The sequence below is a fragment of the Curtobacterium sp. 314Chir4.1 genome (genome assembly GCF_900215175.1).
In the GTDB taxonomy this organism is placed as follows: domain Bacteria; phylum Actinomycetota; class Actinomycetes; order Actinomycetales; family Microbacteriaceae; genus Curtobacterium; species Curtobacterium pusillum_A.
This window is the reverse complement of sequence record NZ_OCMI01000001.1, coordinates 23,136-46,000: the sequence shown is the minus strand read 5'-3', so window position 1 is coordinate 46,000 and position 22,865 is coordinate 23,136. Positions and strand designations below refer to the sequence as shown.

24 protein-coding genes and 2 tRNA genes are annotated in these 22,865 nt (G+C 70.4%); 9 read left to right on the top strand and 17 right to left on the bottom strand.

The annotated features are described in order from the left end of the window. Window positions 1–59: 59 nt before the first annotated feature. The 4 genes from CRP27_RS00205 to leuC form a co-directional block, all read right to left on the bottom strand. Entirely contained in the window at window positions 60–851 is a 792-nt protein-coding gene (locus CRP27_RS00205) for a 1-acyl-sn-glycerol-3-phosphate acyltransferase (protein ID WP_255257378.1), read from the bottom strand. A 77-nt stretch (window positions 852–928) separates the two neighbouring features. Next, on the bottom strand, window positions 929–2,296 hold the full coding sequence (gene murA, locus CRP27_RS00200) for a UDP-N-acetylglucosamine 1-carboxyvinyltransferase (RefSeq protein ID WP_097178828.1): 1,368 nt from the start codon (window positions 2,294–2,296) through the stop codon (window positions 929–931). Beyond that, a complete protein-coding gene (gene leuD / locus CRP27_RS00195; protein WP_097178827.1) occupies window positions 2,296–2,892 on the bottom strand; it encodes a 3-isopropylmalate dehydratase small subunit in 597 nt (198 codons plus the stop codon). The genes murA and leuD overlap by 1 nt, the downstream gene beginning before the upstream one ends. Further along, the gene (leuC, locus tag CRP27_RS00190; protein WP_097178826.1) at window positions 2,892–4,331 is read right to left on the bottom strand and encodes a 3-isopropylmalate dehydratase large subunit; all 1,440 of its coding nucleotides are present in this window, start codon (window positions 4,329–4,331) and stop codon (window positions 2,892–2,894) included. Before leuC ends, leuD begins: the two co-directional genes overlap by 1 nt. Before the next feature lie 159 nt (window positions 4,332–4,490). On the opposite strand from leuC, the gene CRP27_RS00185 reads away from it, so the two are divergent. Further along, window positions 4,491–5,558, top strand: coding sequence for an FUSC family protein (locus CRP27_RS00185; RefSeq protein WP_097178825.1), 1,068 nt, complete (start codon window positions 4,491–4,493; stop codon window positions 5,556–5,558). 387 nt (window positions 5,559–5,945) lie between these two features. On the opposite strand, the gene CRP27_RS00180 is transcribed toward CRP27_RS00185, so the two are convergent. From CRP27_RS00180 to CRP27_RS00165, 4 genes are all read right to left on the bottom strand, one after another. Continuing rightward, a complete protein-coding gene (locus CRP27_RS00180; RefSeq protein WP_079236355.1) occupies window positions 5,946–6,551 on the bottom strand; it encodes a histidine phosphatase family protein in 606 nt (201 codons plus the stop codon). Then, on the bottom strand, window positions 6,548–6,922 hold the full coding sequence (crcB, locus tag CRP27_RS00175) for a fluoride efflux transporter CrcB (RefSeq protein WP_097178824.1): 375 nt from the start codon (window positions 6,920–6,922) through the stop codon (window positions 6,548–6,550). The genes CRP27_RS00180 and crcB overlap by 4 nt, the downstream gene beginning before the upstream one ends. Beyond that, on the bottom strand, window positions 6,919–7,311 hold the full coding sequence (locus CRP27_RS00170; protein ID WP_097179557.1) for a CrcB family protein: 393 nt from the start codon (window positions 7,309–7,311) through the stop codon (window positions 6,919–6,921). The genes crcB and CRP27_RS00170 overlap by 4 nt, the downstream gene beginning before the upstream one ends. Window positions 7,312–7,506: 195 nt before the next feature. Further along, entirely contained in the window at window positions 7,507–7,914 is a 408-nt protein-coding gene (locus tag CRP27_RS00165) for a RidA family protein (protein WP_217990669.1), read from the bottom strand. A 112-nt stretch (window positions 7,915–8,026) separates the two neighbouring features. On the opposite strand from CRP27_RS00165, the gene CRP27_RS00160 reads away from it, so the two are divergent. The 5 genes from CRP27_RS00160 (at window position 8,027) to CRP27_RS00140 (ending at window position 13,896) form a co-directional block, all read left to right on the top strand. Beyond that, window positions 8,027–9,034, top strand: a complete 1,008-nt coding sequence (locus CRP27_RS00160; protein ID WP_097179555.1) for a TerC family protein — start codon at window positions 8,027–8,029, stop codon at window positions 9,032–9,034. A gap of 143 nt (window positions 9,035–9,177) precedes the next feature. Next, entirely contained in the window at window positions 9,178–10,635 is a 1,458-nt protein-coding gene (locus tag CRP27_RS00155) for a DUF6421 family protein (protein WP_097178823.1), read from the top strand. After that, the gene (locus tag CRP27_RS00150; protein ID WP_255257377.1) at window positions 10,632–11,333 is read left to right on the top strand and encodes an SDR family NAD(P)-dependent oxidoreductase; all 702 of its coding nucleotides are present in this window, start codon (window positions 10,632–10,634) and stop codon (window positions 11,331–11,333) included. Before CRP27_RS00155 ends, CRP27_RS00150 begins: the two co-directional genes overlap by 4 nt. Before the next feature lie 4 nt (window positions 11,334–11,337). Next, window positions 11,338–12,411 (top strand): low specificity L-threonine aldolase, encoded by a 1,074-nt coding sequence (locus tag CRP27_RS00145; protein WP_097178822.1) that lies wholly within the window; start codon window positions 11,338–11,340, stop codon window positions 12,409–12,411. 18 nt (window positions 12,412–12,429) lie between these two features. Continuing rightward, window positions 12,430–13,896 (top strand): SDR family NAD(P)-dependent oxidoreductase, encoded by a 1,467-nt coding sequence (locus tag CRP27_RS00140; protein ID WP_097178821.1) that lies wholly within the window; start codon window positions 12,430–12,432, stop codon window positions 13,894–13,896. A gap of 7 nt (window positions 13,897–13,903) precedes the next feature. On the opposite strand, the gene CRP27_RS00135 is transcribed toward CRP27_RS00140, so the two are convergent. After that, entirely contained in the window at window positions 13,904–14,317 is a 414-nt protein-coding gene (locus CRP27_RS00135; RefSeq protein ID WP_097178820.1) for a hypothetical protein, read from the bottom strand. A 128-nt stretch (window positions 14,318–14,445) separates the two neighbouring features. On the opposite strand from CRP27_RS00135, the gene CRP27_RS00130 reads away from it, so the two are divergent. Then, the gene (locus CRP27_RS00130; protein WP_097178819.1) at window positions 14,446–14,850 is read left to right on the top strand and encodes a cupin domain-containing protein; all 405 of its coding nucleotides are present in this window, start codon (window positions 14,446–14,448) and stop codon (window positions 14,848–14,850) included. Window positions 14,851–14,876: 26 nt separating this feature from the next. After that, entirely contained in the window at window positions 14,877–15,749 is an 873-nt protein-coding gene (locus CRP27_RS00125; protein WP_097178818.1) for a helix-turn-helix transcriptional regulator, read from the top strand. Window positions 15,750–15,829: 80 nt separating this feature from the next. Here the strand turns inward: CRP27_RS00125 and CRP27_RS00120 are convergent. Next, window positions 15,830–15,902, bottom strand: a tRNA-Glu gene (locus CRP27_RS00120). Between the two features lie 73 nt (window positions 15,903–15,975). Beyond that, window positions 15,976–16,051: transfer RNA gene (locus CRP27_RS00115), tRNA-Glu, on the bottom strand. Window positions 16,052–16,153: 102 nt separating this feature from the next. Here CRP27_RS00115 and CRP27_RS00110 point away from each other — a divergent pair. Further along, on the top strand, window positions 16,154–16,993 hold the full coding sequence (locus CRP27_RS00110) for a DUF72 domain-containing protein (RefSeq protein ID WP_097178817.1): 840 nt from the start codon (window positions 16,154–16,156) through the stop codon (window positions 16,991–16,993). 31 nt (window positions 16,994–17,024) lie between these two features. On the opposite strand, the gene CRP27_RS00105 is transcribed toward CRP27_RS00110, so the two are convergent. The 6 genes from CRP27_RS00105 to CRP27_RS00080 all read right to left on the bottom strand — a co-directional run bounded on the left by CRP27_RS00105 (window position 17,025) and on the right by CRP27_RS00080 (window position 22,639). Further along, window positions 17,025–17,660, bottom strand: coding sequence for an MBL fold metallo-hydrolase (locus CRP27_RS00105; protein ID WP_097178816.1), 636 nt, complete (start codon window positions 17,658–17,660; stop codon window positions 17,025–17,027). A 192-nt stretch (window positions 17,661–17,852) separates the two neighbouring features. After that, window positions 17,853–18,860 carry a LacI family DNA-binding transcriptional regulator gene (locus CRP27_RS00100; RefSeq protein WP_097178815.1) on the bottom strand — a complete coding sequence of 336 codons (1,008 nt, stop codon included), beginning with the start codon at window positions 18,858–18,860 and terminating at the stop codon, window positions 17,853–17,855. Window positions 18,861–18,880: 20 nt separating this feature from the next. Next, window positions 18,881–19,306: a hypothetical protein gene (locus CRP27_RS00095; protein ID WP_097178814.1), complete on the bottom strand. Its 426-nt coding sequence runs from the start codon at window positions 19,304–19,306 to the stop codon at window positions 18,881–18,883. A 5-nt stretch (window positions 19,307–19,311) separates the two neighbouring features. Then, window positions 19,312–20,175 (bottom strand): carbohydrate ABC transporter permease, encoded by an 864-nt coding sequence (locus tag CRP27_RS00090; protein WP_097179553.1) that lies wholly within the window; start codon window positions 20,173–20,175, stop codon window positions 19,312–19,314. 44 nt (window positions 20,176–20,219) lie between these two features. Beyond that, a complete protein-coding gene (locus CRP27_RS00085; RefSeq protein ID WP_097178813.1) occupies window positions 20,220–21,194 on the bottom strand; it encodes a carbohydrate ABC transporter permease in 975 nt (324 codons plus the stop codon). A gap of 161 nt (window positions 21,195–21,355) precedes the next feature. Then, window positions 21,356–22,639 (bottom strand): ABC transporter substrate-binding protein, encoded by a 1,284-nt coding sequence (locus CRP27_RS00080; protein ID WP_097178812.1) that lies wholly within the window; start codon window positions 22,637–22,639, stop codon window positions 21,356–21,358. Window positions 22,640–22,865: the final 226 nt, after the last annotated feature.

Genomic DNA, 22,865 nt, shown 5'->3' with positions numbered 1-22,865 from the left:
CCGGAGCGGCGACCGCGGGGTCCGGGTGGTCCTCGTGCGGGCGGAGGCCCGGTCCCTGGTCACTCAAACTTGCCGGTCTCCTTCTGGTTGTTCGCCGCCGGGTCCCAGCGGGTCGCGGGAGCCTGTTCCCCCCGGAGCTGCTCGAGCAGCGCCGTGATGTGCTGCATGAGCACCTCGGTCGCCTCGACGAGCACCTGCTGGTCGATCGGCCGACCGCGGTAGGCGGACAGGTCGACGGGGTCGCCGACGATGACGTCCACGCGCGACCGCGGGAACAGCCGCAGCTTCTTCGAGTACCGCGCCATGATCCCCTGCGTGCCCCAGTGGGCCATCGGGATCAGCGGCACGTCGTTCTCGAGCGCGATGCGGACGGCGCCGGTCTTGCCGCGCATCGGCCACAGGTCGGGGTCACGGGTGAGCGTGCCCTCGGGGTAGACGATGATCGCACCGCCCTGCTCGATGAGCGACCGCCCGCCACCGAGCGGGTCGCTCAACCGCGTGCGACCGGACCGCTCGACCGGGATCTGCCCCATGCCGGACATCAGCTTGCCGAACACGGGCACCGTGAACAGCGACGCCTTGGCGAGGAACCGCGGCGCACGTCGACTCAGGTACACGGCGGTGCCGACCACGAGCGGGTCGATGTTCGTGAAGTGGTTCGGCGCGAGCACGAACGCACCGTCCTCAGGCAGGCGGTTCGACCCCACCCAGTGGTAGTTCGACGAGAACCGGAAGACCGGGATCACGACCGAGGCGGTGATGCGGAACGCGCGGTTGAGTTCCCCGCGCTTCCAGCGCCGCCCGGGCACCGGCATGCCGGTCGCGACCGGCATGCCGGTCGCGACCGGCATGGCGGACGCACCACGCGCCTCCAGGCCGTCACCAGGACGCGACGGGCCGTCACCCGACTGCGAAGCCGACACCGCGCTCAGCCCGCGAAGTCGAAGTCCGCGCCGAGCTTCCGCAGCTTCGGGATGAAGTGCTCGTAGCCGCGGCTGATGATGCCGACGTTCGTGATGTGCGATTCGCCGTCGGCGGTCAGCGCCGCGATGAGGTGGCTGAAGCCGCCGCGCAGGTCGGGGACCCGCACGTTCGCGGCGTGCAGCGTCGTCGGGCCGGTGACGACCGCGGCCTGCTCGAACGGACGGCGGGCGACGCGACGGTCGTGTCCGGGCAGCCCCTCCTTGTGCACGACGATGTCGGCACCCATCTCGTTGAGCGCGTCGGTGAAGCCGAAGCGGTTCTCGTACACGGTCTCGTGCACGATGCTCTGGCCCTCGGCCTGCGTCAGGGCGACGACGAGCGGCTGCTGCCAGTCGGTCATGAAGCCGGGGTGCACGTCGGTCTCGATGACGACGGGCTTCAGGGTCTCGAGCTCCCGGTAGAACCGGATGCCGTCCTCCTGGATGTCGAAGCCGCCGCCGACCTTGCGGAAGACGTTGAGGAACGTCATGAGCTCCTGCTGCTTCGCGCCCTCGACGAAGATGTCGCCGTTGGTCGCGAGCGCTGCGGACGCCCAGCTGGCGGCTTCGTTGCGGTCGTTGATGGCGCGGTGCGTGTAGCCGCGCAGCGACGTGACGCCCTCGATGAAGATGACGCGGTTCGGCTCGACCGAGACGATGGCGCCCATCTTCTGCAGGATCGCGATGAGGTCCATGATCTCGGGCTCGATCGCGGCGTTCCGCAGCTCGGTGACGCCCTCGGCGAGGGTCGCCGACAGCAGGACCTGCTCGGTCGCGCCGACGCTCGGGTACGGCAGCTCGATGTACGCGCCCTTGAGGCCGTTCGGGGCCGTCAGGTGGATGCCGCTGACCTGCTTGTCGACGACCGCACCCATCGCTCGGAGGGCGTCGAGGTGGAAGTCGATCGGGCGGTCGCCGATGCGGCAGCCGCCCAGGTCGGGGATGAACGCCTCGCCGAGCTTGTGCAGCAGCGGGCCGCAGAACAGGATCGGGATGCGGCTCGAGCCCGCGTGGGCGTCGATCTCGGCGAAGTGCGCCGACTCGACGTTCGACGGGTCGAGGATGAGTTCGCCTCGTGCAGGATCGGTGATGCGCACGCCGTGCACCTCGAGCAGGCCGCGGACGACCTTGACGTCGGAGATGTCCGGGACGTCCTTGAGGATCGACGGCGTGTCGCCCAGCAGCGCCGCCACCATGGCCTTGGTCGCGAGGTTCTTCGCCCCACGGACCTCGATGCGCCCCACGAGCGGCTTGCCCCCGCGGATGACGATCTCGTCCGACTTGAGGCCCACGCGCGCCCCTGCGGCGGCTGCGTCCTGTACGAGAGAGTTCACTACTTCACCGGCAATGTCTTCGGCCGCCAACGGGAGCGGCGGGATTCGAACTCCGTGATCGAGGTCTCGTCACGGAGGGTGAGCCCGATGTCGTCGAGCCCTTCCATCAACCGCCAACGAGTGTAAGCGTCGATCTCGAACGGGACGTCCACATCGCCGAGCGACACGCGCTGGGCCACGAGGTCGACCGTCGCGGACACCCCCGGGTTCCGCTCGATCTCGGCCCAGAGCGCCTCGACTTCCGATTCGGTCACGATCGCGGTGACCAGGCCCTGCTTGCCCGCGTTGCCCTTGAAGATGTCCGCGAAGCGGGGTGAGATCACGACCGCGAAGCCGAAGTCGCGGAGCGCCCAGACGGCATGCTCGCGGCTCGACCCGGTGCCGAAGTCCGGACCGGCGACGAGCACCTTCGCGCCCTGGAACGACGGCTGGTTGAGCACGAAGTCGGGGTCCTGCCGCCAGCCGGAGAACAGTGCGTCCTCGAAGCCGGTCTTCGTGACGCGCTTGAGGTAGACGGCGGGGATGATCTGGTCGGTGTCGACGTTCGAGCGCTTCAGGGGCGCGGCGATGCCGGTGACGGTGGTGATCTTGTCCATCAGATGGCGCCTTCCAGGACGGTTTCGACTTCGGAGTTCTCGAGGTCCCACGGGCTCGACAGCGTCCCGCGGATCGCGGTGGCCGCGGCGACGAGCGGCGACACGAGGTGCGTCCGGCCGCCCTTGCCCTGTCGTCCTTCGAAGTTGCGGTTCGAGGTGCTCGCGCAGCGCTCCCCCGGTGCGAGCTGGTCGGGGTTCATGCCGAGGCACATCGAGCAACCGGCGAACCGCCACTCCGCGCCGAAGTCGGTGATGACCTTGTCCAGACCCTCGGCCTCGGCCTCGAGCCGGACCCGGGCCGAGCCCGGCACGACCATGACACGCACACCCGGTGCCTTCTGCCGGCCCTGGATGATCGACGCGAAGGCGCGGAGGTCCTCGATGCGCGAGTTCGTGCACGACCCCATGAACACCGCGTCGACCGCGATGTCCTTCATCGGCGTGCCGGCGGCGATGTCCATGTACTCCAGCGCGCGCTGCGCCGCCGCCTGGTCGTTCGGGTCGCTGTAGTCGGCGGGGTCCGGCACGTTCTCCGACAGGGAGACGCCCTGCCCCGGATTGGTGCCCCAGGTCACGAAGGGCTCGAGTTCGTCGGCGTCGATGAACACCTCGGCGTCGAACACGGCGTCGTCGTCGGTCGACAGCGTGTCCCAGTACGCGACGGCGTCGTCCCAGTCCTGGCCGGTCGGGGCGTGGTCGCGGCCCTGGACGTAGTCGTACGTGGTCTGGTCCGGGGCGACCATGCCGGCGCGTGCCCCGGCCTCGATCGACATGTTGCAGATCGTCATGCGCCCCTCCATCGAGAGCGCACGGATCGCCGAGCCGCGGTACTCGAGCACGTAGCCCTGGCCGCCGCCGGTGCCGATCTTCGCGATGACGGCGAGGATGATGTCCTTCGCCGTGACACCCGGACGCAGGGTCCCCTCGACCGTGATGGCCATCGTCTTGAAGGGCTTGAGCGGCAGGGTCTGCGTCGCGAGGACGTGCTCGACCTCGGACGTGCCGATGCCGAACGCCATCGCGCCGAACGCGCCGTGGGTGCTGGTGTGCGAGTCGCCGCAGACCACGGTGATGCCCGGCATGGTCAGGCCGAGCTGCGGCCCCACGACGTGGACGATGCCCTGCTCCTTGTCGCCCAGCGAGTGCAGGCGGACGCCGAACTCCTCGCAGTTGCGCCGCAGGGTCTCGATCTGGACGCGGCTGGTCGGGTCCGCGATGGGGCGGTCGATCGCGAGGGTAGGGGTGTTGTGGTCCTCGGTCGCGATGGTCAGGTCCAGGCGCCGCACGGGTCGGCCGGCCTGGCGCAGACCGTCGAACGCCTGGGGGCTCGTGACCTCGTGCACGAGGTGGAGGTCGATGTAGAGGAGGTCCGGGTTCCCGTCCTCGCCCTTGACCACGACGTGGTCGTCCCACACCTTCTCGGCGAGCGTCTTTCCCATGACCTCGACCTCCTCGTTCTCGTCGTCCGGCGCCGCTGTCGCGGCGTGATCGGGCGAGTCTAGCAGCTTGGTATACCAACGTGCGCCCGCCATCGTCGGTCACCCTGGAGGCGCGGGTCGGGTCCGCGACACCTGTCGCGGTGCGAAGATGGTCCCGACATGACGACACCTGCCCACTCGACCCGGACCGTGAACCTCGAGGGCGCAGCACGCGCCGCGATCGCCGGGGGTGCACCGCTCGCCCTGCTCATCGCCCTCGGGATGCCCGAGTACGCGGCGTTCGCGATGTTCGCCGGGTTCACCGCGATCTTCGGCGCCACCGAGCCGTACCGGCAGCGCGCGGTCACCACCGGGGTCGCCGGCACGATGCAGGCGCTCTGCATGTTCGCGGGCGTCGCGGTCTCGCTCGCCGGCTCGCAGCTCTGGTTGCAGACGGTGGGGCTCGTCGCCGTGCTCGTCGTCGCGGTGTGCACGCTGAGCGCGCTGCAGACCATCCCCGCCCAGCCGATCTTCCCGACGTTCGCGTTCGTGGTGTCGGCCCTCGTGCCGCTCAAGCCGTCTGATCTGCCGCTCGTCACGACGATCATCGTCTGCTCGGTCGTCTGGGCCTGGCTCGTCGCGATGTCCGGTTCGGTCCTCCGCCTGGTGTTCCACCCGCGGGCACCGCACCGCTTCCGCCCGCTCGCGCCGCGCAAGCACCGCTCGCTCGCCGTGCTGCGGACGCCCGCGCTCTGGGAGACGGTCGGCCTCAACGTCGTCGGCGCGCTCGTCGCCGGGGGCGTCGCCGAGACGATCCCCTGGCTCGGGCACCCCTACTGGGCCGTCATCGCGGTGGTGTCGACGCTGCCGGCGCTCCGACAGCGCCACACGGTCGTCCGGGCGTTCCAGCGGTTCATCGGCACGATCGGCGGCACGGTCATCGCGGTGGGGATCCTGCTGCTCGAGCCCTCGGCGTGGTGGATCGTGGTGATCGCCGTCATCGGGCAGTTCTTCGCCGAGATCTTCGTCGCGCGGAACTACGCCGTGACGCTGCTGTTCCTCACGCCGCTCGCGCTCGCGGTGTCGTGGCTGAGCCTGCCGGAGGCGCCGGAGCTCCTCGCCCTGGACCGCGTCGCGCAGACCACCCTGGGTGCCCTCGTGAGCGTGGCGCTGCTCCTGGTCGGCCGGGCGATCGAGCGTCGGCGGGGCCGGGCGCTCGGCGCGACGAGCGCGATCCGCACGGTCTGACCGCGTCTGCGCGGGGCGCCGCGCTCGCATCCCTGGCGAGAACGGGCGTACCCGGTCGTTCCTTCTGACCGGGTACGCCCGTTCCCACTTTCGATCGCACGCGTTCTGGGAGAGAACGGGCGCGGACGTCGGACGGGAGGCGCGAGTCGGGGCCGCCACGGGCCTCCCGTCCGTCAGGTGGGGACGCGGCGCTCACGCTACGCGCGTGCTCGGTCGCACCGTGCTCGGTCGCACCGTGCTCGGTCGCACCGTGCGAGGCCGCACCGTGCGAGGCCGCACCGTGCGAGGCCGCCGCAGTGTGCGAGGTTTCGCGTTCCGTGCGACGCCGTGCGGGTCCCACGGAACGCGAAACCTCGCACACTGCGATCGCGATCGCGATCGCCCGCGTCAGTCGCGCGGCTGGAGGTTCCAGGTGTCGATGACCGGGCGGCCGTGCTCGTACCCGAGCACGCTCACCGAGGCGGTCCCGAGCTTCAGGACGGCACCGTCCTGCGGCGCGAGGCGGATCCACGCGGCACCGAGCGCACGGAGGACGTGCCCGTGCGCGACGACGATCGCGTCCTGCCCGTCGGCGAGCACCGGACGGGCACGGTCGAGGATGCGCTCGACGCGGACGCGGACCTCGGCAGCGTTCTCGCCGGGGGTGTCACCGGCCGGCACCCCGTCGGTCCACAGGTCCCACGGGCCGTGCCGGAGCACCTTGATCTGCGGCGTCGTGAGCCCCTCGTACGCGCCGTAGTCCCACTCGTACAGGTCCTCGTCGAGGTCGGGGTCAACGCCGACGAGCGCCGCGGTGTCCCGGGCACGCTGCAGCGGACTCGACAGCGCCAACGCGAACGTGCGGTCCGCCAGGTACCGGCCGGCGCGCTTCGCCTGCTCGATGCCGTTGTCCGTGAGCGGGATGTCGGTGCGGCCGGTGTGCTGCCCGCTCTTCGACCACTCCGTCTCTCCGTGACGGACGAGGACGAGTTCGCCGGGGCGTTCCGAGGTCATGTGTTCCTTCCGAGCCAGAGGCCGAGCGCCGCTGCGCCGACCGAGACGACGAGCATCCCGAGGCCGTTCAGGACGGCGAGCCGGGGCTTGCCGGATCGGAGGAGCTGGACGGTCTCGACGCTCGCCGTCGAGAACGTCGTGTACCCACCCATCATGCCCGTTCCCAGCACCGCGACCGACCCGAGCGGGATGGTGCCCGCCTGCCCGAGGCCGGTGAGGAGCCCGAGGACGAGGGATCCGGAGACGTTGATGACCACGGTGCCGAGCGGGAAGCCCCGCACCCGCGCCTTGACCAGGCCGTCGAGCAGGAAGCGGAGCGCGGCACCGACGCCTCCGCCGACCGCGACGAGCAGCAGTTCGAGCGCGTTCACCGTGCGGCCCGCTCGGGACGGAGGGCCGCGGCGAGCAGGACGCCCGCGCCGACGGCGAGGAGCCCGAGCCCGACGGTGAGCAGGGCGTACCCGCCACCCGCCGTCCATCGCCCCGCGTCGAGGAGCCGTGCCGTGTCGTCCGCGAGCGTGCTGTACGTGGTGAACCCGCCGAGCACACCGGTGCCGACGACGAGCCGGAACGTGCGGCGCCGACCCACGTCGGGCCCGCGGTGCGCGAGTGCCTCGAGCAGGAGCCCGAGGCAGAACGCCCCGACGACGTTGATGGCCAGGATCGTCCAGCTGATGCCGTCGTGTGCGGGGAACGCCTCGGCGAGGAGTGCCCGGACAGCGGTGCCGATCGCGCCGCCGAGGGCGACGAGGCCGAGCATCGACCAGCGGAGGTGGGGCGGGCGTTCGTCGGGCACGGTGCTCCTATCGCCGAGCACGCCGGATCGTCTCCGCGCGTGCGGTGTTCTCGGGATAGGGACCGTTGGCGGCTTGCCGCGGTTGGGTCCGGCAGGCCCCACTGCCGGGTCTGACGACTCCGTCAGCGTACCGCGCCGGTGCACCGTGCCGTCGATCGGTCAGTCGACGACCGCTGCGGTGCCCTCGATCTCGACGAGCTGGTCGTCGTAGCCCAGGACGGTCACACCGAGCAGCGTGCTCGGGACGTCGTGGTCCTCCATCGCGGCGCGCACGACCTCCCACGCCGCGACGAGGTCCGCCTGGCGTGACGAGGCGACGAGCACACGGGTCTGCACGAGGTCCTCGATGCCTGCTCCGGCCGCGGCGAGCGCCGTGCGGAGGTTCGCCACGCACTGGGCGGCCTGCCCGCGGACGTCCCCGACCGCCACCGTCGCGCCGTCGGCGTCGAGGGGGCAGGCACCGGCGAGGAACACCAGTCGTGCGTCGACGGGCGCGGTCGCGGCGTAGGCGTACTCGGCGACGTCGCTGAGGGCGGTGGAGCGGATGAGCTGCACGACACTGGTCACGGAGCAAGCCTGGCAGAGCACGCGGTCACAGTGGTCCGGACTTTCCGGGAGACTGGATGGATGGCGACCCTCCGGCCGCCGTCTCCCTCCCCCGTCGCTAGGAGTGCTCCGCATGCCCGAGCTCCCGCTCGTGTTCGAAGTCGGCTCGATCGTCGCGCTCGTCCTGATCCTGCTCGCCGACCTCCTCATCGTGGCCAGGCGCCCGCACGTGCCGACGCTGCGGGAGTCGGCGGTCTGGGTCGGGATCTACGTGGGACTCGCGCTGGTGTTCGCCGTCGCGATGCTGGTGTTCGCCGGGACCGAGCCCGCCGGGCAGTTCCTCGCAGGCTGGCTGACCGAGTACAGCCTGAGCATCGACAACCTGTTCGTGTTCGTCATCCTGATGGCGCGGTTCTCGGTGCCGAAGACGATCCAGCAAGAGGTCCTCATGCTGGGCATCATCATCGCGCTCGTGCTGCGGGGCATCTTCATCCTGGTGGGCGCGCAGCTCATCGAGGACTTCTCCTGGATCTTCTACATCTTCGGCGCCTGGCTGGTGTGGACCGCGATCCAGCAGCTCCGCGGTGAGGACGAGGACGACGACAAGGACAGCTTCATCGTCCGTGTGCTGCGCCGCCGGGTCCGGATCACCGACACGTTCGACGGGATGAAGTTCCGGACCACCGAGGACGGCGTGCGGCACTTCACGCCGCTGCTGGTCGTCCTCATCGCCATCGGTACGACCGACCTGCTCTTCGCGCTCGACTCGATCCCCGCGATCTTCGGCATCACCGAGAGCGCGTTCATCGTCTTCACCGCGAACGTGTTCGCCCTGATGGGACTGCGCCAGCTGTACTTCCTGCTCGGTGGGCTCCTCGAGCGGCTCGTCTACCTGAAGTACGGCATCGCGTTCATCCTCGCCTTCATCGGCGTCAAGCTCGTCCTGCACGCGCTGCACGCCAACGAGCTGCCCTTCCTGAACGGCGGCGAGCACATCGAGTGGGCGCCGGAGATCAGCACGACGGTGTCCCTGTTGGTGATCGTGGGAGCGATGGCCGTCTCCACCGTCGCGAGCGTCGTCCGGGTCCGCCGTGACGACGCCCGGACGAAGGCCCCGAACGCCCCGCGAACGTCCGACTGACGCCCGAGCGTCACTTTCTTGCGCGGCGCGCCACAGGCAGCGCGCGGAACCGCTCCGCACGCACGACTTCGCCGGAAATGGGCAAGAATGCGTCCGTCGATCTTCCTTAGGCTCGGGGGAAACCCAACGACGGGAGGTTCGACATGTCGCAGTTCGTCCAGAAGTTCTCGCAGGACGCCATCGTCGGAGAACCCGAGGTCGTCGAGGACCGCCCGACGGTCCGTGCGCTCGCCGCGCACCCGGCCTGGCTGCGGCTGAAGGCCGCCGTCGAGTCGTTCCGTGCGCTGCAGGCGGAGGACGGCTCGGTACCCGACCAGGCGGACCACGCGACCGCGACCACGCACCTGGCCACGATCCTCCCGGCCATCGCCGAGCTGGCCCCCTTCTTCCCGCACGACGCGTCGTTCCTCCAGGCAGTCCGACGCGACTTCCAGCGGTGGGCAGACGAGGGGTTCGGCATTCCCGACTTCCTCGATTCCCTCAATGAATTCCAGCCCCAGCAGCACCGCGTCGACGGACTCGGACACCTGGTCGTCTTCCCGATGTACACACAGAACGGCAGTTCCTCGAGACTGCTCGAGGCAGTCCTGGTCGAGGTGATCTGGCCGGACTTCATCGCCGAACTCGAGTCCGGCGACCACAACAACGCATTGTTCGTCGCACTGCGGTTCGTCGACTTCACGCCGGGGTACGACACCAACTCCGCGGTGTTGTTCCCGGAGACGGTCGCGATGCGCGAGATCCCGACCTTCACGTGGGGCGCGATCTTCCAGGACCGCGAAGCCGCGCGGTACCGCAGGGTCGTCCGCGCCGCCGCGGCGATCACGAAACTCGACCTTCCCGAGGACGCTGCAGCGATGCTCGACGATCAGGAGCTGACCGAGCGGGTGTTCGTGATGTGGGACATCATCCACGACCGTTCGCACATGCGCGGTGACCTTCCGTTCGACCCGTTCATGATCAAGCAGCGGATGCCGTTCTTCCTCTACTCGCTCGAGGAACTGCGCTGCGACCTGACGGCCTTCCGCGAAAGCGTGCGGCTGCAGCGCGAACTCGACGCCCGGCCCGATGCCGAGCTCTCCGATGCGGACCGCGCGATCCGCGACCACGCACGACTGGTGCAGTACGCCGTCGTCTTCGATCGGATCTTCCGGTTCGCGATCACCGGCAGCCGCGTCCGCAACTACGACGGACTCGGCGGGCAGCTGCTGTTCGCGTGGATGCACCAGCACGACGTCCTGCACTGGACGGACACGCGGCTCACGATCGACTGGCCGGCGGTGCCGGACGTCATCATCGCCCTCAGCGACCAGATCAACGAGCTGTACTGGCGCTCCATCGACCGCCCGAAGTCGGCGCACTGGCTCGCCGCGTACGAGATGCTCACCCGCACGCTCACACCGCACCCGGCCTCCGCGTGGGCGCGCGGGCTCCCCGCCGAGACGCTCGCCGGGCCGCCCAAGGGCTACACCGACGCGGTGCTCGACGACGAGTTCCCGCTCTCGATGTTCTACGAGGCGCTCAACAAGAAGATGGCGACGGTGATCGCGTCGACCGCCGGCATCACCGGCTCCTCGTCCGTCGAGGACGTCGCCGCGTGAGCGACGGCACCGCGACCGCCGGCCCTGCGGCCGTCGGGCCGCTGTCCGGTCGTGTCGTGCTGATCGCCGGTGCGACCAGTGCGAGCGGCGCGGCGGTCGCGCGCGCACTCACCTCCGCCGGTGCGGCCGTCGTCGCGGTCGGCTCCAGACCGGACGCCCTGGAGGCACTGCAGGCGTCCGTCCCCCGCGTCACCACCCACACGTGCGACCTCTCGGACCTCGGTGCGGTCACCGCGCTGGCCGCGGCGGTCCACGCCGGGTCCGGCCGCGTCGACGGCCTGGTCCACCTGGTCGGCGGCTGGCGCGGCGGCGGCAGCATCGCGGGGCAGTCCGACGACGACTGGGCGTTCCTCGACCGCGCGTTCCGCACGCTGCGGAACACCACGCGGGTCTTCTCCGACGACCTCGTGGCCTCCCCGGCCGGCCGGCTCGCCGTCGTGTCGTCCACCGCCGTGGACTCCCCCACCGCCGGCGCCGCCAACTACGCCGCCGCGAAGGCCGCCGGTGACGCCTGGGTGCGCGCCGTCGCCCAGGGATTCCGGAAGGACGCACCGAACGCCGCCGCCACGGTGTTCGTCGTCCGGTCCCTGTCCGGCCTCGAGGACCGTCTCGCCGACGAGGTCGTGCGGCTCTGGTCGGTGCCACCGGCGGACGTGAACGGCACCCGCATTCCCCTCTCCCCACCCTCCCTAGGATGAATCCGTGACCCTTCGACTCCACGACCTGGACCTGCGGGGCTTCGCCTCCGACAACTACGCCGGCGTCCACCCCGAGATCCTCGACGCGATCGCAGCAGCCAACGACGGCCACCAGATCGCCTACGGCGAGGACGTCTACACGGCGCGGTTGCGCGACGTGATCCAGGAGCACTTCGGCCCGCAGGCAGAGGCCTTCCCGGTGTTCAACGGCACGGGCGCGAACGTCGTTGGTCTGCAGTCGATGCTCCCCCGCTGGGGCGCCGTCGTGTGCACCGCGACCGCGCACATCCACACCGACGAGGCCGGAGCACCCGAGCGCGTCGGCGGGATCAAGCTGCTGCCCGTCGAGACACCGGACGGCAAGCTCACCCCCGAACTCATCGACAAGGAGGCCTGGGGTTGGGGCGACGAGCACCGTGCCCAGCCGCTCGTGGTGTCGATCACCCAGACCACCGAGCTTGGCACCGCGTACACCGTGGAGGAGATCCGCGCGATCGCCGACCACGTCCACCCGCTCGGCATGACGCTGCACATGGACGGTGCCCGCATCTCGAACGCCGCGGCGACCCTCGGCCTGCCGCTCCGCGACTTCACGACGGACGCCGGGGTGGACGTGCTGAGCTTCGGCGGCACGAAGAACGGGATGCTCTACGGCGAGGCGATCGTCGTCCTCGACCCGGCGGCGTCGGAGGGCCTGCACTACCTCCGGAAGATGAACATGCAGCTCTCGTCGAAGATGCGGTTCGTCTCGGCGCAGCTCATCGCGCTGCTGACCGACGACCTGTACCTCCGGTCCGCCGGGCACGCCAACGCGATGGCCGCTCGGCTGCGCGGTGCGCTCGAGGCCCGGATCGCGGACGGCACCATCCGGGGCGTCGGGTTCAGTCAGGACACCCGGGCGAACGGCGTCTTCGCGACCCTGCCCGCGGGCGTTGCGGACCGGCTGCGGGAGCACTTCCGGTTCTACGACTGGGACGCCAGCCGGAACGAGGTGCGGTGGATGTGCTCGTTCGACACCTCCGAGCAGGACATCGACGACTTCGTGGCGGCCTTGACCCGGGAGCTCGACGCGGTCTGAGGCACCGTAGAATCTCGTGTGATCTCCGAGACCCCTGGACCCAGCGGCATCCTCCCCGAGGACCTGATCGTCACGCTCCGGGTCCTCGAGCAGATGCCGTCGATCGACGAAGCGCACCCTGACTTCGTGCGGGTCCGCCAGGCGACGGCGAAGATGTTCAAGGCAGTGAAGCGCGCGCACCGGCTCGAGAAGCGGGCGGTCATCGCCGAAGCCGATCGACGGGTGATCGCCGCCACCGCGACCGGGGCCGCCGATCGGATCGACGACGAGACGCGCGGGGTCCCGATCCGCTCCTCGACCACGGCGCAGACCGCGGGCACCCTGCTGAAGTCGCGCCCGTGCTACATGTGCAAGCAGCAGTACACGGTCGTCGACGCCTTCTACCACCAGCTCTGCCCCTCGTGCGCGGCGATGAGCCACGCCAAGCGCGACGCCCGGACCGACCTGACCGGCAAGCGAGCCCTGCTCACCGGCGGTCGGGCGAAGATCGGCATGTACATCGCGCTCCGGCTCCTGCGGGACGGCGCGCACACCACCATCACGACGCGGTTCCCGCGGGACGCAGTCCGCCGGTTCACGAGCCTCCCCGACTCCGCCGAGTGGATCTCGCGCCTCAAGGTCGTCGGCATCGACCTGCGTGACCCCGCGCAGGTCATCGGTCTCGCCGACGACGTCGCCGCGGCCGGCCCGCTCGACATCCTGATCAACAACGCCACCCAGACCGTGCGCCGGTCGACCGGCGCGTACCAGCCCCTGGTCGACGCCGAACTCGCGCCGCTGCCGGACGGTCCGCTGCCCGAGCTCGTGACCTTCGGCCACACGAACGACCAGCACCCGCAGGCGCTCGCCCGCTCGGTCTCGGCGCACCCGATCCTGGCCGCGGCCGCCGCCCGGGCCGACGAACTCACCGAGCTGGCCATGGCTCCGGGGTCCAGCTCGCTCGAACGCCTCGCCACGGGCACCGCGATCGACGCCGGCGGACTCGTCCCGGACCTGCACGACGTGAACTCCTGGACGCAGCACGTCGACGAGGTCGACCCCCTCGAGATGCTCGAGGTGCAGCTGGCCAACACCACGGCGCCGTTCATCCTCATCTCCAAGCTCCGTCCCGCCCTGGCGGCGAGTCCGTCGGACCGGACGTACGTGGTGAACGTCAGTGCCATGGAAGGAGTGTTCGGCCGCGCGTACAAGGGACCGGGGCACCCCCACACGAACATGGCGAAGGCCGCGGTGAACATGCTCACCCGCACGAGCGCCCAGGAGATGTTCGAGACCGACCGCATCCTGATGACGAGCGTCGACACCGGCTGGATCACCGACGAACGCCCGCACCCGACGAAGGTCCGACTGGCGGAAGAGGGCTTCCACGCCCCGCTCGACCTCGTCGACGGCGCCGCCCGCGTGTACGACCCGATCGTCCGGGGCGAATCGGGCGACGACCTGTTCGGGGTGTTCCTGAAGGACTACCGGCCGAGCTCGTGGTGACCGATCGTCAGCGCTCCGCGGCGTCGAGGTGTCGGACCAGACCCGCGGCATCCGCCGTCACCCTGTCGAAGATCCGGTAGAGGGTCTCGGATCGGTCCACCGGGCCCACCGCGAGGCAGCGCTTCCCGAGGCCGAAAGCGATCCCCGCCTCGATGTGCGCGGCGGCACCGGCGGGGAGCACGAGGACGAACTGATCGGCCGCGCGGAGGGCCTCCAGGTCCTGCGCGAAGAGCTTCCGGATCCCCGGGTCGTCGAGCGCCGCCTCGTCCGCTCCGCCCGGCTCGGCGAACGCCGACGCGTCGTCGTCGTACTGCGCGCGGACGAAGCTGTAGGTCGACGCTCCGGAGCGTTCGAGTGCTTCCACCACCTGGAGGACGGCGTCCCGGTTGCGCCAGCTCCCCGCGATGAAGAAGTCGCTCATGCGGCCACGCTAGCGAACCCGGTTCAGTCGGCCGAGCCGTCCCCTGTCAGGGCATCCCTCCGGACCGCACCCGGTCGTAGCGTCGATCCCGACGCGGGCCACCGTGACCCGTCGAGGAGGAGACACCCATGTCGCAGGAGATCCTGCCGAAGCAGCCCACCGCCAAGAACCCGCCGGAGCAGTTCGCCGGGGACGTGTGGGTCGACCCGATCGTCAGCCCGCAGGACGGCGACCAGCGGGCGACGCTCGCACTCGTGCAGTTCGCCCCGGGTGCCAGGACCGCCTGGCACTCCCACGCCCGTGGCCAGTTCCTGCGGGTCACCCGGGGTGCGGCGCACTTCGGGACCCGAGACGGGGAGGTCATCACCGCCCGTCCCGGCGACACCGTGTACGTCTCGCCCGGCGAAGAGCACTTCCACGCCTCCGCCGAGGGCACCTTCATGGAGCACCTCGCGATGCTCGAGAGCGCTGACGATCCGTCGACGACCACCACCTGGCTCGAGCACGTCTCCGACGAAGACCTCGCCCGATGACCGGGCGACGCTCCTAGAGTCGGACCATGAGCACCAACCGCGACGACGTCCGGGAGTTCCTCGTCAGCCGGCGGGCCCGCGTCCGTCCCGACCAGGTCGGGCTGCCCGCCGGCCCGAACCGTCGCGTCGCCGGGTTGCGCCGCGGCGAGGTCGCCATGCTCGCCGACGTGAGCGTCGAGTACTACTCCCGAGTCGAACGGGGTGCCCTGGCCGGCGTGTCCGACGGCGTCCTGCACGCGATCGCCGGTGCGCTCCTGCTCGACGACGCCGAGCGGGACCACCTGTTCGACATGGCCCGTGCCGCGAACACCTCGCCGGCGCGGGCTCGACGGCGTTCCCCGATGCCGAAGGTCCTCCGCCCGAGCCTGCAGTTCGCGCTCGACTCCTTCACCGGCATCGCGTTCGTCCGGAACGACCGACTCGACCTCCTCGGCGCGAACCCCCTCGGCCGCGCCCTGTACGCCGACCTCTACGCCGACGACGCACGGCCGAACCTGGCGCGGGCGACCTTCCTCCGGCGGGAGTGGGCGGATCGCTTCCACCCGGACTGGGACCTCGCTGCGGACCAGACGGTGGCGATCCTCCGCGCCGCAGCCGGGCACGACCCGTACGACCGCGACCTGCAGGACCTCGTCGGTGAGCTCTCCACCCGGAGCCCCGAGTTCCGGGCGAAGTGGGGCGCGCACGACGTCCGCCGGCACGCGACCGGCGAGAAGCACTTCGTGCACCCGGCCGTCGGACCCCTGCACCTGTACTTCGAGGGGTCGCGGCTGATGAGCGACCCGAGCCTGAGCTTCCTCGTCTACACCGCGGAACCGGGCTCCCCGACGGCGGACGCACTCCGCGTGCTCGGCAGCATCGCTGCGACCGACGAGCGCGCGGTCCCGACCGTCAGGTGAGAGCGGGTCGCGACGGCGACCACCCATCGCCAGGGAACGACGAAAGCCCCCCGGCGAACCGGAGGGCTTTCGTGTCGGTGTGACCCCAGCGGGATTCGAACCCGCGTTACCGCCGTGAGAGGGCGACGTACTAGGCCGCTATACGATGGGGCCGTCACACATGGGAATCCCCCGCCCTGGAGCGGGGGTCTCGTGCTCGTTGCCGGAGTCGGAGGCAAGCCACCTGTGGTGACCCCAGCGGGATTCGAACCCGCGTTACCGCCGTGAGAGGGCGACGTACTAGGCCGCTATACGATGGGGCCGTTCCGACAACTCGACAAGTATTGCACAAGCCCCGCGCCCTGCCAAAACGAGGCGTGTCGCCCGGGTGTGCCGTCATGCCCCGGCCGGAATACGGTGGATCGATGACGCTGCGGATCGGTCTGTCGGGGTGGCAGTACGACTCCTGGCGCGGCGACTTCTACCCGGCCGGCGTGCCGAAGCGACGCTGGCTGGAGTACGCGGCCGAACGGTTCCGCACGGTGGAGGTCAACGGGTCGTTCTACTCGCTCCAGCGCCCGGAGCGGTACCGCGCCTGGCGGGCGTCCGTGCCGCCGTCGTTCCGGTTCGCGCTGAAGGGTGGGCGGTACGTCACCCACATGCTGCGGCTCCGGAACGTCGACACGGCGCTTGCGAACTTCTTCGCGTCCGGCCCGCTCGAGCTCGGTGCGACGCTCGGGCCGGTCCTCTGGCAACTGCCCGAGGCTCTCCTGCCCACGCCGGCGGTGCTCGACGAGTTCCTCGCACTGCTCCCACGGACCCACGGCTCCGCAGCGGCGCTCGCCGAACGCCACGACGACAAGGTCGCCGACCCGTCGGTCCACGCCGAGGACCCGACCCGGCGGATCGACCACGCGCTCGAGGTCCGGGCCGCAGGGATCGGCGACGAGCACCTCGACGTGCTCCGCCGCCACCGTGTCGCCCTGGTCGACTCGCACGCGGGCGACTTCCCACGCCTCCGGGTCGAGACCGGTGCACCCATCGCGTACCTCCGCCTGCACGGTGCGCCGCGGACGTACCACGACGGGTACTCGCCGCAGGCCCTCGGACGGTGCACGACGACCATCGTGGATCACCTCGATGCCGGGCGCGACACGTTCGTGTACTTCGACAACGACGCCGAGCGGCACGCGCCCTGGGACGCCCTCACGCTCGACCGCCTCGTCGCCGACCGCCTGCGCAGGCGGGCCGACAGCGGCGGGTGATCCGTGCCTCCAGGCCGACCGCCGCGCCGTCTCAGACCGTGAGCGACTCGCCGGGCGCGAGCAGCACGAGCGCGCCGCCGGGCTCGACTGCCTCGCGCAGGCGACCGGTGTGCATGCCGTACCCGATCTCGGAGAGGGTGGCCTCGTGGACGGGGTACGCGCGACGCGGCGCGACCGCGGCGACGTAGTCCATCATCTCGGCGACCTTGAGCCACGGGGCACCGACGGGTGCGGCGAGCACCTCGACGGGGACGCCGGGCTCGGTGTAGGAGTCGCCCGGGTAGAAGAGCCTGCCGTTGACGAGGACGCCCGTGTTGTCGATGACCGGGATGCTCGAGTGGATCACGTTGTGGCGGGTGCCGTGGAAGGACAGGTCGAACGGGCCGACCGAGCGGTGGTCACCGTCCGTGACGACGTCGATCGGGACGCCGGTCTCGGCGAGCGCCGCGGCGACCCCGGCGGGGCCGATGACGACGGCGTCGGGGTTGCGCGCGAGGATGCCGGCGAGCTGCTCCGGTGTGACGTGGTCGGGGTGCTCGTGGGTGAGGACGACGGCGACGACGCCGGTGGTCTCGACCGGGCGGGTGAAGTTGCCGGGGTCGATGACGAGGCGGGCGTCGCCCTCGGTGACGATCTGGCAGGCGTGTTCGAGCTTGGTGACCTCCATGCGGCCGACCCTACGCGGGGCGGGCCTGCGGCGCGGCGGGCGCGCGGTGCGGGCCGCTCGCGCACAACCAAAGTCACGGCGAACCACGTGTTCGCGTGGTTCCGGACGATTTTGGTTGTGCAGGACGCGCGCGTCGCGAGCGACGCGCGCCGCGCCGCGCGCCGCGCCGCGCCGCGCGCCGCGCACCGCGCTCTACGCCCGCGGCGGCCCCGTCGTCGCCCGCACCACGAGGTGCGCCGGCGCCGCCGGCAACGGCGCCGCCACGGCCCCGTCCACCTCGGCGAGCACGGCCCGCGCGGCCGTCCGTCCCTGCGCCTCCGGGTCCTGGGCGACGGTGGTCAGCCCGACGACCTCGCCGTACTCGTGGCCGTCGATGCCGATCACCGACACGTCCTCCGGCACCGCGAGTCCGGCGCGGCGGGCGGCGAGCACCACACCGAGCGCCATCTCGTCCGAGGCGCAGAACACCGCGGTCGGCCGCGCACCCGCGCCGCCCCCGAAGAGTGCGTAGCCCGCGTCGACACCGCCCGCGAACGAGAACCGTCCGTCGAGCAGCCACTCGTCCCGCACGCTGAGACCGCGACCGGCCATCGCGTCGACGAACCCGTCACGGCGGAGCCAGGGCACGGCGACGTTCATCCCGGCCTCGTCCTGCCCGCCGACGTAGGCGACGTCCCGGTGCCCCAGTCCGCAGAGGTGGTCGACGGCGATCCCGGCGACGACGACGTCGTCGACCCCGACGTTCCGGAGGCCGGCGGCCGGCCCGCCGATCACGATCATCGGGTGCCGGGCGAGTTCGAGCTCGGCGCGTTCGGTCTCGTCGAGCACGAGCGAGAGCAGCACGAGGGCGTCGACGCGGTGCCGGAGCATGGACCGTCGGAAGGCCCGGTCCCGGTCTCCCCCGGGCCCACCGAGGTTGTACAGCACGAGGTCGTAGCCGGCCCGCCGCAGCTCGGCGTCGACCCCGCCGAGCGCCTTCACGTAGAACCACCGGTCGATGACCGGCACCACGACCCCGACGGCACGCTGCCGTCCGGTGGCGAGGCCGGCCGCCGCCGAGCTCGGGACGTACCCGAGTTCGTCGGCGACCCGCCGCACCTGGTCGATGGTGGAGTCGGCGACCGTCGACATGCCCCGCAGTGCGCGGGACACCGTCGACTTGGACAGGCCGGTGACGGTCGCGATCTCCTGGATCCCCATGGCCACTGTCTGGAGGCCCGTCAGCCGTCCGACGACCGGGTCACGTCGGGAGCGGGGCCGGTCCGCGCTGGCGCGGCGACGGGTCGCGTCGCGCGGGTCTGCCGTCGGCCGGCCGGTGCGAGTTCGTCCCACCCGACGTGCCGGTGCACGCGGGCACCGACCGGGCCCGCCGTCGGCGGGGCTACCGCCGACCGGGATGCCGGAGCCGCGGGAGCGCCTCCGATGCCGTCGGCCGACGCCGTGCGCCGGAGCACCGACACCCGCCACCGGTCGAGGGCGACGATGCCGAGCACGCACACGAGCAGGGTGAGCGCCCATCCGAGGGCCGGACGCCCGGTGACCTCGCAGAAGACCGTGACCCCGAGGAACAGGACACCGAACATCCCGACGAAGCCGATCGCCTCCTCGATCCGGGCGGTCGGGCGGGTGGGTCCGCGCTGTGCCATGGCCCTCAGCCCTTCACGCCGCCGGCGGTGAGGCCGGCCACGATGCGCCGCTGGAAGACGAGCACGAGGATCACGAGCGGGATCGTCACGATCGTGCCCGCCGCCATCACCGCCGTGTACGGCTCCTGGTGCGGCACCGATCCCTGGAACCCCGCGATGGCGACGGTCACCGGCTGGGTGGCGTCGCTCGAGAGCTGGGACGAGATGAGGTACTCGTTCCAGGACGAGATGAACGCCAGGATCGCGGTGGTGAACACGGCGGGAGCGGCCAGCGGCAGGATGATCCGTCGGAACGCCTGCACACGGGTGCACCCGTCGATGCGTGCGGCTTCCTCGAGGTCCCACGGCATCTCGCGGAAGAAGCTCGCGAGCGTGTAGACGGTGAGCGGCAGCACGAACGAGATGCTCGGCAGGATCAGTGCCTGGTACGTGCCCATCCAGCCGATGTCCGTGAAGAGCTGGAACAGCGGCGAGATGAGCGCGACGCCCGGGAACATCGACGCGGCGAGGATCGCGCCGGCGATGAGCGACTTGCCCTTGAACTCCAGGCGGGCCAGCGCGTACGCCGCGCTCGTGCCGACGAGCAGCGCGATGATCGTCACCGTGCCACCGATGATGAGGCTGTTGAGCAGCGCCCGTCCCAGGTGATTGCCGAGCGCGGTCGAGAACGCCGTCGCGTAGTTGGCGATGGTGACGTGCGTCGGCCACGGGGTGGCGTCGAACGTGAACCCGACGTCCCGGAAGCTCGTCACAACCATCCAGTAGAAGGGCAGCAGGCACCACACCGCGATGACGGTGGCCTGGATCGCCGTGCGGACCTTGGGCCCGGTGTGGCGCTGGACTCGGACGTCCGAACGATCGACGGCGATGTCGCGCGCACGGGCGTTGGACCGGGGGCGGTCGGCTGCGAGGGTCACTTGAGCTCACCCTTCTGCTGGGCTGCCTGCGTCTGCACGACGTTCGCCCCGAGGAACCGGACGAACACGAACGCGACGATGAAGATCACGAGGAAGGTGATCGTGGAGAGTGCCGACGCGGAGTTGAACCCCTGCCGGATCTGGTCGACCACGAGGATCGACAGCGTGGTGGTCGCGTTCCCCGAACCACCCCCACCGCCGGTGAGGATCGCGGGGAGGTCGTACATGCGGAGCGCGTCGAGCACGCGGAACAGGATCGCGACCATCAGCGCGGGTCGGACGAGCGGGAGCGTGATGTTCCAGAAGCGCTGGACGGTGGAGGCTCCGTCCATCTTCCCGGCCTCGTAGACCTCTTCGGGGATGAGCTGCAGGCCGGCCAGGATGAGCAGCGCCATGAACGGCGTGGTCTTCCACGTGTCCGCGATGATGACCGCCCACCGGGACGCCCACTCGCCACTCGTCCAGAGGATCTGCTGGCCGAGCACGTGGTTGAGGACGCCGTTCGCGTCGAAGATGAAGTACCAGAGCTTGGCGGTCACGGCGGTCGGGATGGCCCACGGCACGAGGATCGCGGCACGGACGAGCGCGCGACCCTTGAAGTCGCGGTTCATGATGATCGCCATCCACACGCCGATGACCGTCTCGAGGGCGACGGTGACGACCGTGAAGAAGAACGTGTTGCCCATCGACACCCAGAACTGGCTGCCGATGCTGCCCGGCGGGCAGGTGGTGTTGCCGCACTGCTGGGCGAGCCAGTGCACGTAGTTCGTGACGCCGGCGAAGCCGCCCTGCACGAACAGGCCGGTCGCCTTGTCGAGCCCGGCGTCGAGCTGGAACGACTGGATGATCGCGCTGACCACCGGGTAGCCGATGACGACGGCGAGGAGCACGATCGTCGGGCCGATGAGGTACACGGCCCAGCGGCCGTGCTCGGCGTTGAGTCCGCCCTTGCGCCGCTTCTGCGGCTCCATCCCCGTCGGGTTGGGGATGGCTGCGGGGATCTCGGTTGCTGCTGACACGTGACGGCCTCCTTGCCGGGTGTCGGAACGCAGGATGGGGCGGACTGGAGGCGCGGGGCGGGGTCGACCCGTGCCTCCAGTCCGGAAGTTGCGGCGTCAGCCGCGGGGCGGTGTCAACTGCCGCTGCTGGTGGCCGTCTTGAGGGCGGCCTGCATGTCCTTCAGGGCTTCGTCGACGCTCTTGGATCCCTTGAGGGCGGCGTACGTGTTGTCCTGGACGGCCTTCGTCACGGCCGGGTAGAACGGCGTGACCGGGCGCGGCTCGGCCGACTGGATCGACTTGAGCAGCGTGGGCAGGTACGGCAGCTTCGCGGTGAGCTCGGAGTCGGTGTAGAGGTCACCGACGACCGGGGCCAGCGAGCCCTGGGTCGCGAAGAACTTCTGCGTCTCGTTCGACTCCAGGAACTCCAGGAAGTCGTGCGCGGTCGCCTTGTGCTTCGAGTACACGCTGATCGCCGCGTTGTGGCCACCGAGCGTCGAGGCGCCGGTGCCGTCCTTGCCGGGGATCGGGGCGATGCCGAAGGTGTCCTTCACCTTGCTGGAGCCGTCCGTCTTCGCGAGGCTGTACACGTACGGCCAGTTGCGGAGGAACAGCAGCTTGCCGGCCTCGAAGGCGGTGCGGCCCTGCTCCTCCTGGTAGGTGATCGCCTCGGCCGGGATGTTCCCGTCCTTGAAGGCGTCGACCAGGTTCTGCAGACCGGCCTTGGCGTCGGACGTGTCGACGTCCGGGGCGCCGCCCTTGTTGAGCACCGAGCCGCCGGAGCCGTTGATCGCCTCGGAGGCGTTCACGGTCAGGCCCTCGTACTTGGCGAACTGCCCGGCGTAGCAGCCGATGCCGGCCTGCTTCGCGATGTCGCAGTCCTTCATCATGTCGGCCCACGTGGTCGGGGGCGTCTTGACGAGGTCCTTGCGGTAGTAGAGGAGCGCGCCGTCGGAGGTCTGCGGTGCCGCGTACAGCGTGTCGTTGTACGTCGCCGTCTTGACCGTCGCCGGCAGGAGCTTCGACGTGTCGATCTTCATCTTGCCGGTGAGCGGCACGAGCCAGCTCTTGGCGGCGAACTCCGCCGTCCAGACGACGTCGACGTCGACCACGTCGTAGTTGTCGTCCTTCGCCTGGAAGTGCTGCACGAGGTCGTCGTGCTGCTGGTCGGCCTGGTCGGACTGCTCCTTGAAGGTGACCTTCTCGTCCGGGTGTGCCTTGTTCCACTTCGCGATGAGCGGTCGGACGACGTTCGAGTTGTCCTTGCCCTGCACGTACGTGATCGGGCCGCGGCTGTCCTGCCCGTTCTGGGCGTCGTTCGATGCCGAGCTGCCGCTCGAGCAGCCGGTGAGCACGAGGCCGATGACGGCCACGCCCGCAACCGATGCGAACCGCACCTTGGCGCGTGTTGTCTTCACAGCGTTGTCTCCTCGTCGAGATCACCAGGCGACCTCGATCGGGTGTCGACGACGCTGCCTGGAGCAGGCGACGCTGCCTGCTGGTGGAGGAAGCTACGCCCGCCCACAGCGTTTCGCAACCGGTTGCAAAGATTCCGTGACCTGAGCGTGACCTTCGGAGTTCCGGTGACTTCCTGGGTGAGCGCTCACGACGGTCGAGGCGCCCGAGTGCGGAACCCCGCACGAA

Bases quoted from the DNA above. Each gene is read 5' to 3' on its own strand.
- CRP27_RS00205 (WP_255257378.1), bottom strand. From the start codon at position 851: ATGCCGGTCGCGACCGGCATGCCGGTCGCGACCGGCATGCCGGTGCCC.
- leuD (WP_097178827.1), bottom strand. From the start codon at position 2,892: ATGGACAAGATCACCACCGTCACCGGCATCGCCGCGCCCCTGAAGCGC.
- leuC (WP_097178826.1), bottom strand. From the start codon at position 4,331: ATGGGAAAGACGCTCGCCGAGAAGGTGTGGGACGACCACGTCGTGGTC.
- CRP27_RS00185 (WP_097178825.1), top strand. From the start codon at position 4,491: ATGACGACACCTGCCCACTCGACCCGGACCGTGAACCTCGAGGGCGCA.
- CRP27_RS00180 (WP_079236355.1), bottom strand. From the start codon at position 6,551: ATGACCTCGGAACGCCCCGGCGAACTCGTCCTCGTCCGTCACGGAGAG.
- CRP27_RS00170 (WP_097179557.1), bottom strand. From the start codon at position 7,311: ATGCTCGGCCTCGTCGCCCTCGGCGGCGCGATCGGCACCGCTGTCCGG.
- CRP27_RS00160 (WP_097179555.1), top strand. From the start codon at position 8,027: ATGCCCGAGCTCCCGCTCGTGTTCGAAGTCGGCTCGATCGTCGCGCTC.
- CRP27_RS00155 (WP_097178823.1), top strand. From the start codon at position 9,178: ATGTCGCAGTTCGTCCAGAAGTTCTCGCAGGACGCCATCGTCGGAGAA.
- CRP27_RS00135 (WP_097178820.1), bottom strand. From the start codon at position 14,317: ATGAGCGACTTCTTCATCGCGGGGAGCTGGCGCAACCGGGACGCCGTC.
- CRP27_RS00130 (WP_097178819.1), top strand. From the start codon at position 14,446: ATGTCGCAGGAGATCCTGCCGAAGCAGCCCACCGCCAAGAACCCGCCG.
- CRP27_RS00125 (WP_097178818.1), top strand. From the start codon at position 14,877: ATGAGCACCAACCGCGACGACGTCCGGGAGTTCCTCGTCAGCCGGCGG.
- CRP27_RS00110 (WP_097178817.1), top strand. From the start codon at position 16,154: ATGACGCTGCGGATCGGTCTGTCGGGGTGGCAGTACGACTCCTGGCGC.
- CRP27_RS00105 (WP_097178816.1), bottom strand. From the start codon at position 17,660: ATGGAGGTCACCAAGCTCGAACACGCCTGCCAGATCGTCACCGAGGGC.
- CRP27_RS00100 (WP_097178815.1), bottom strand. From the start codon at position 18,860: ATGGGGATCCAGGAGATCGCGACCGTCACCGGCCTGTCCAAGTCGACG.
- CRP27_RS00095 (WP_097178814.1), bottom strand. From the start codon at position 19,306: ATGGCACAGCGCGGACCCACCCGCCCGACCGCCCGGATCGAGGAGGCG.
- CRP27_RS00085 (WP_097178813.1), bottom strand. From the start codon at position 21,194: ATGGAGCCGCAGAAGCGGCGCAAGGGCGGACTCAACGCCGAGCACGGC.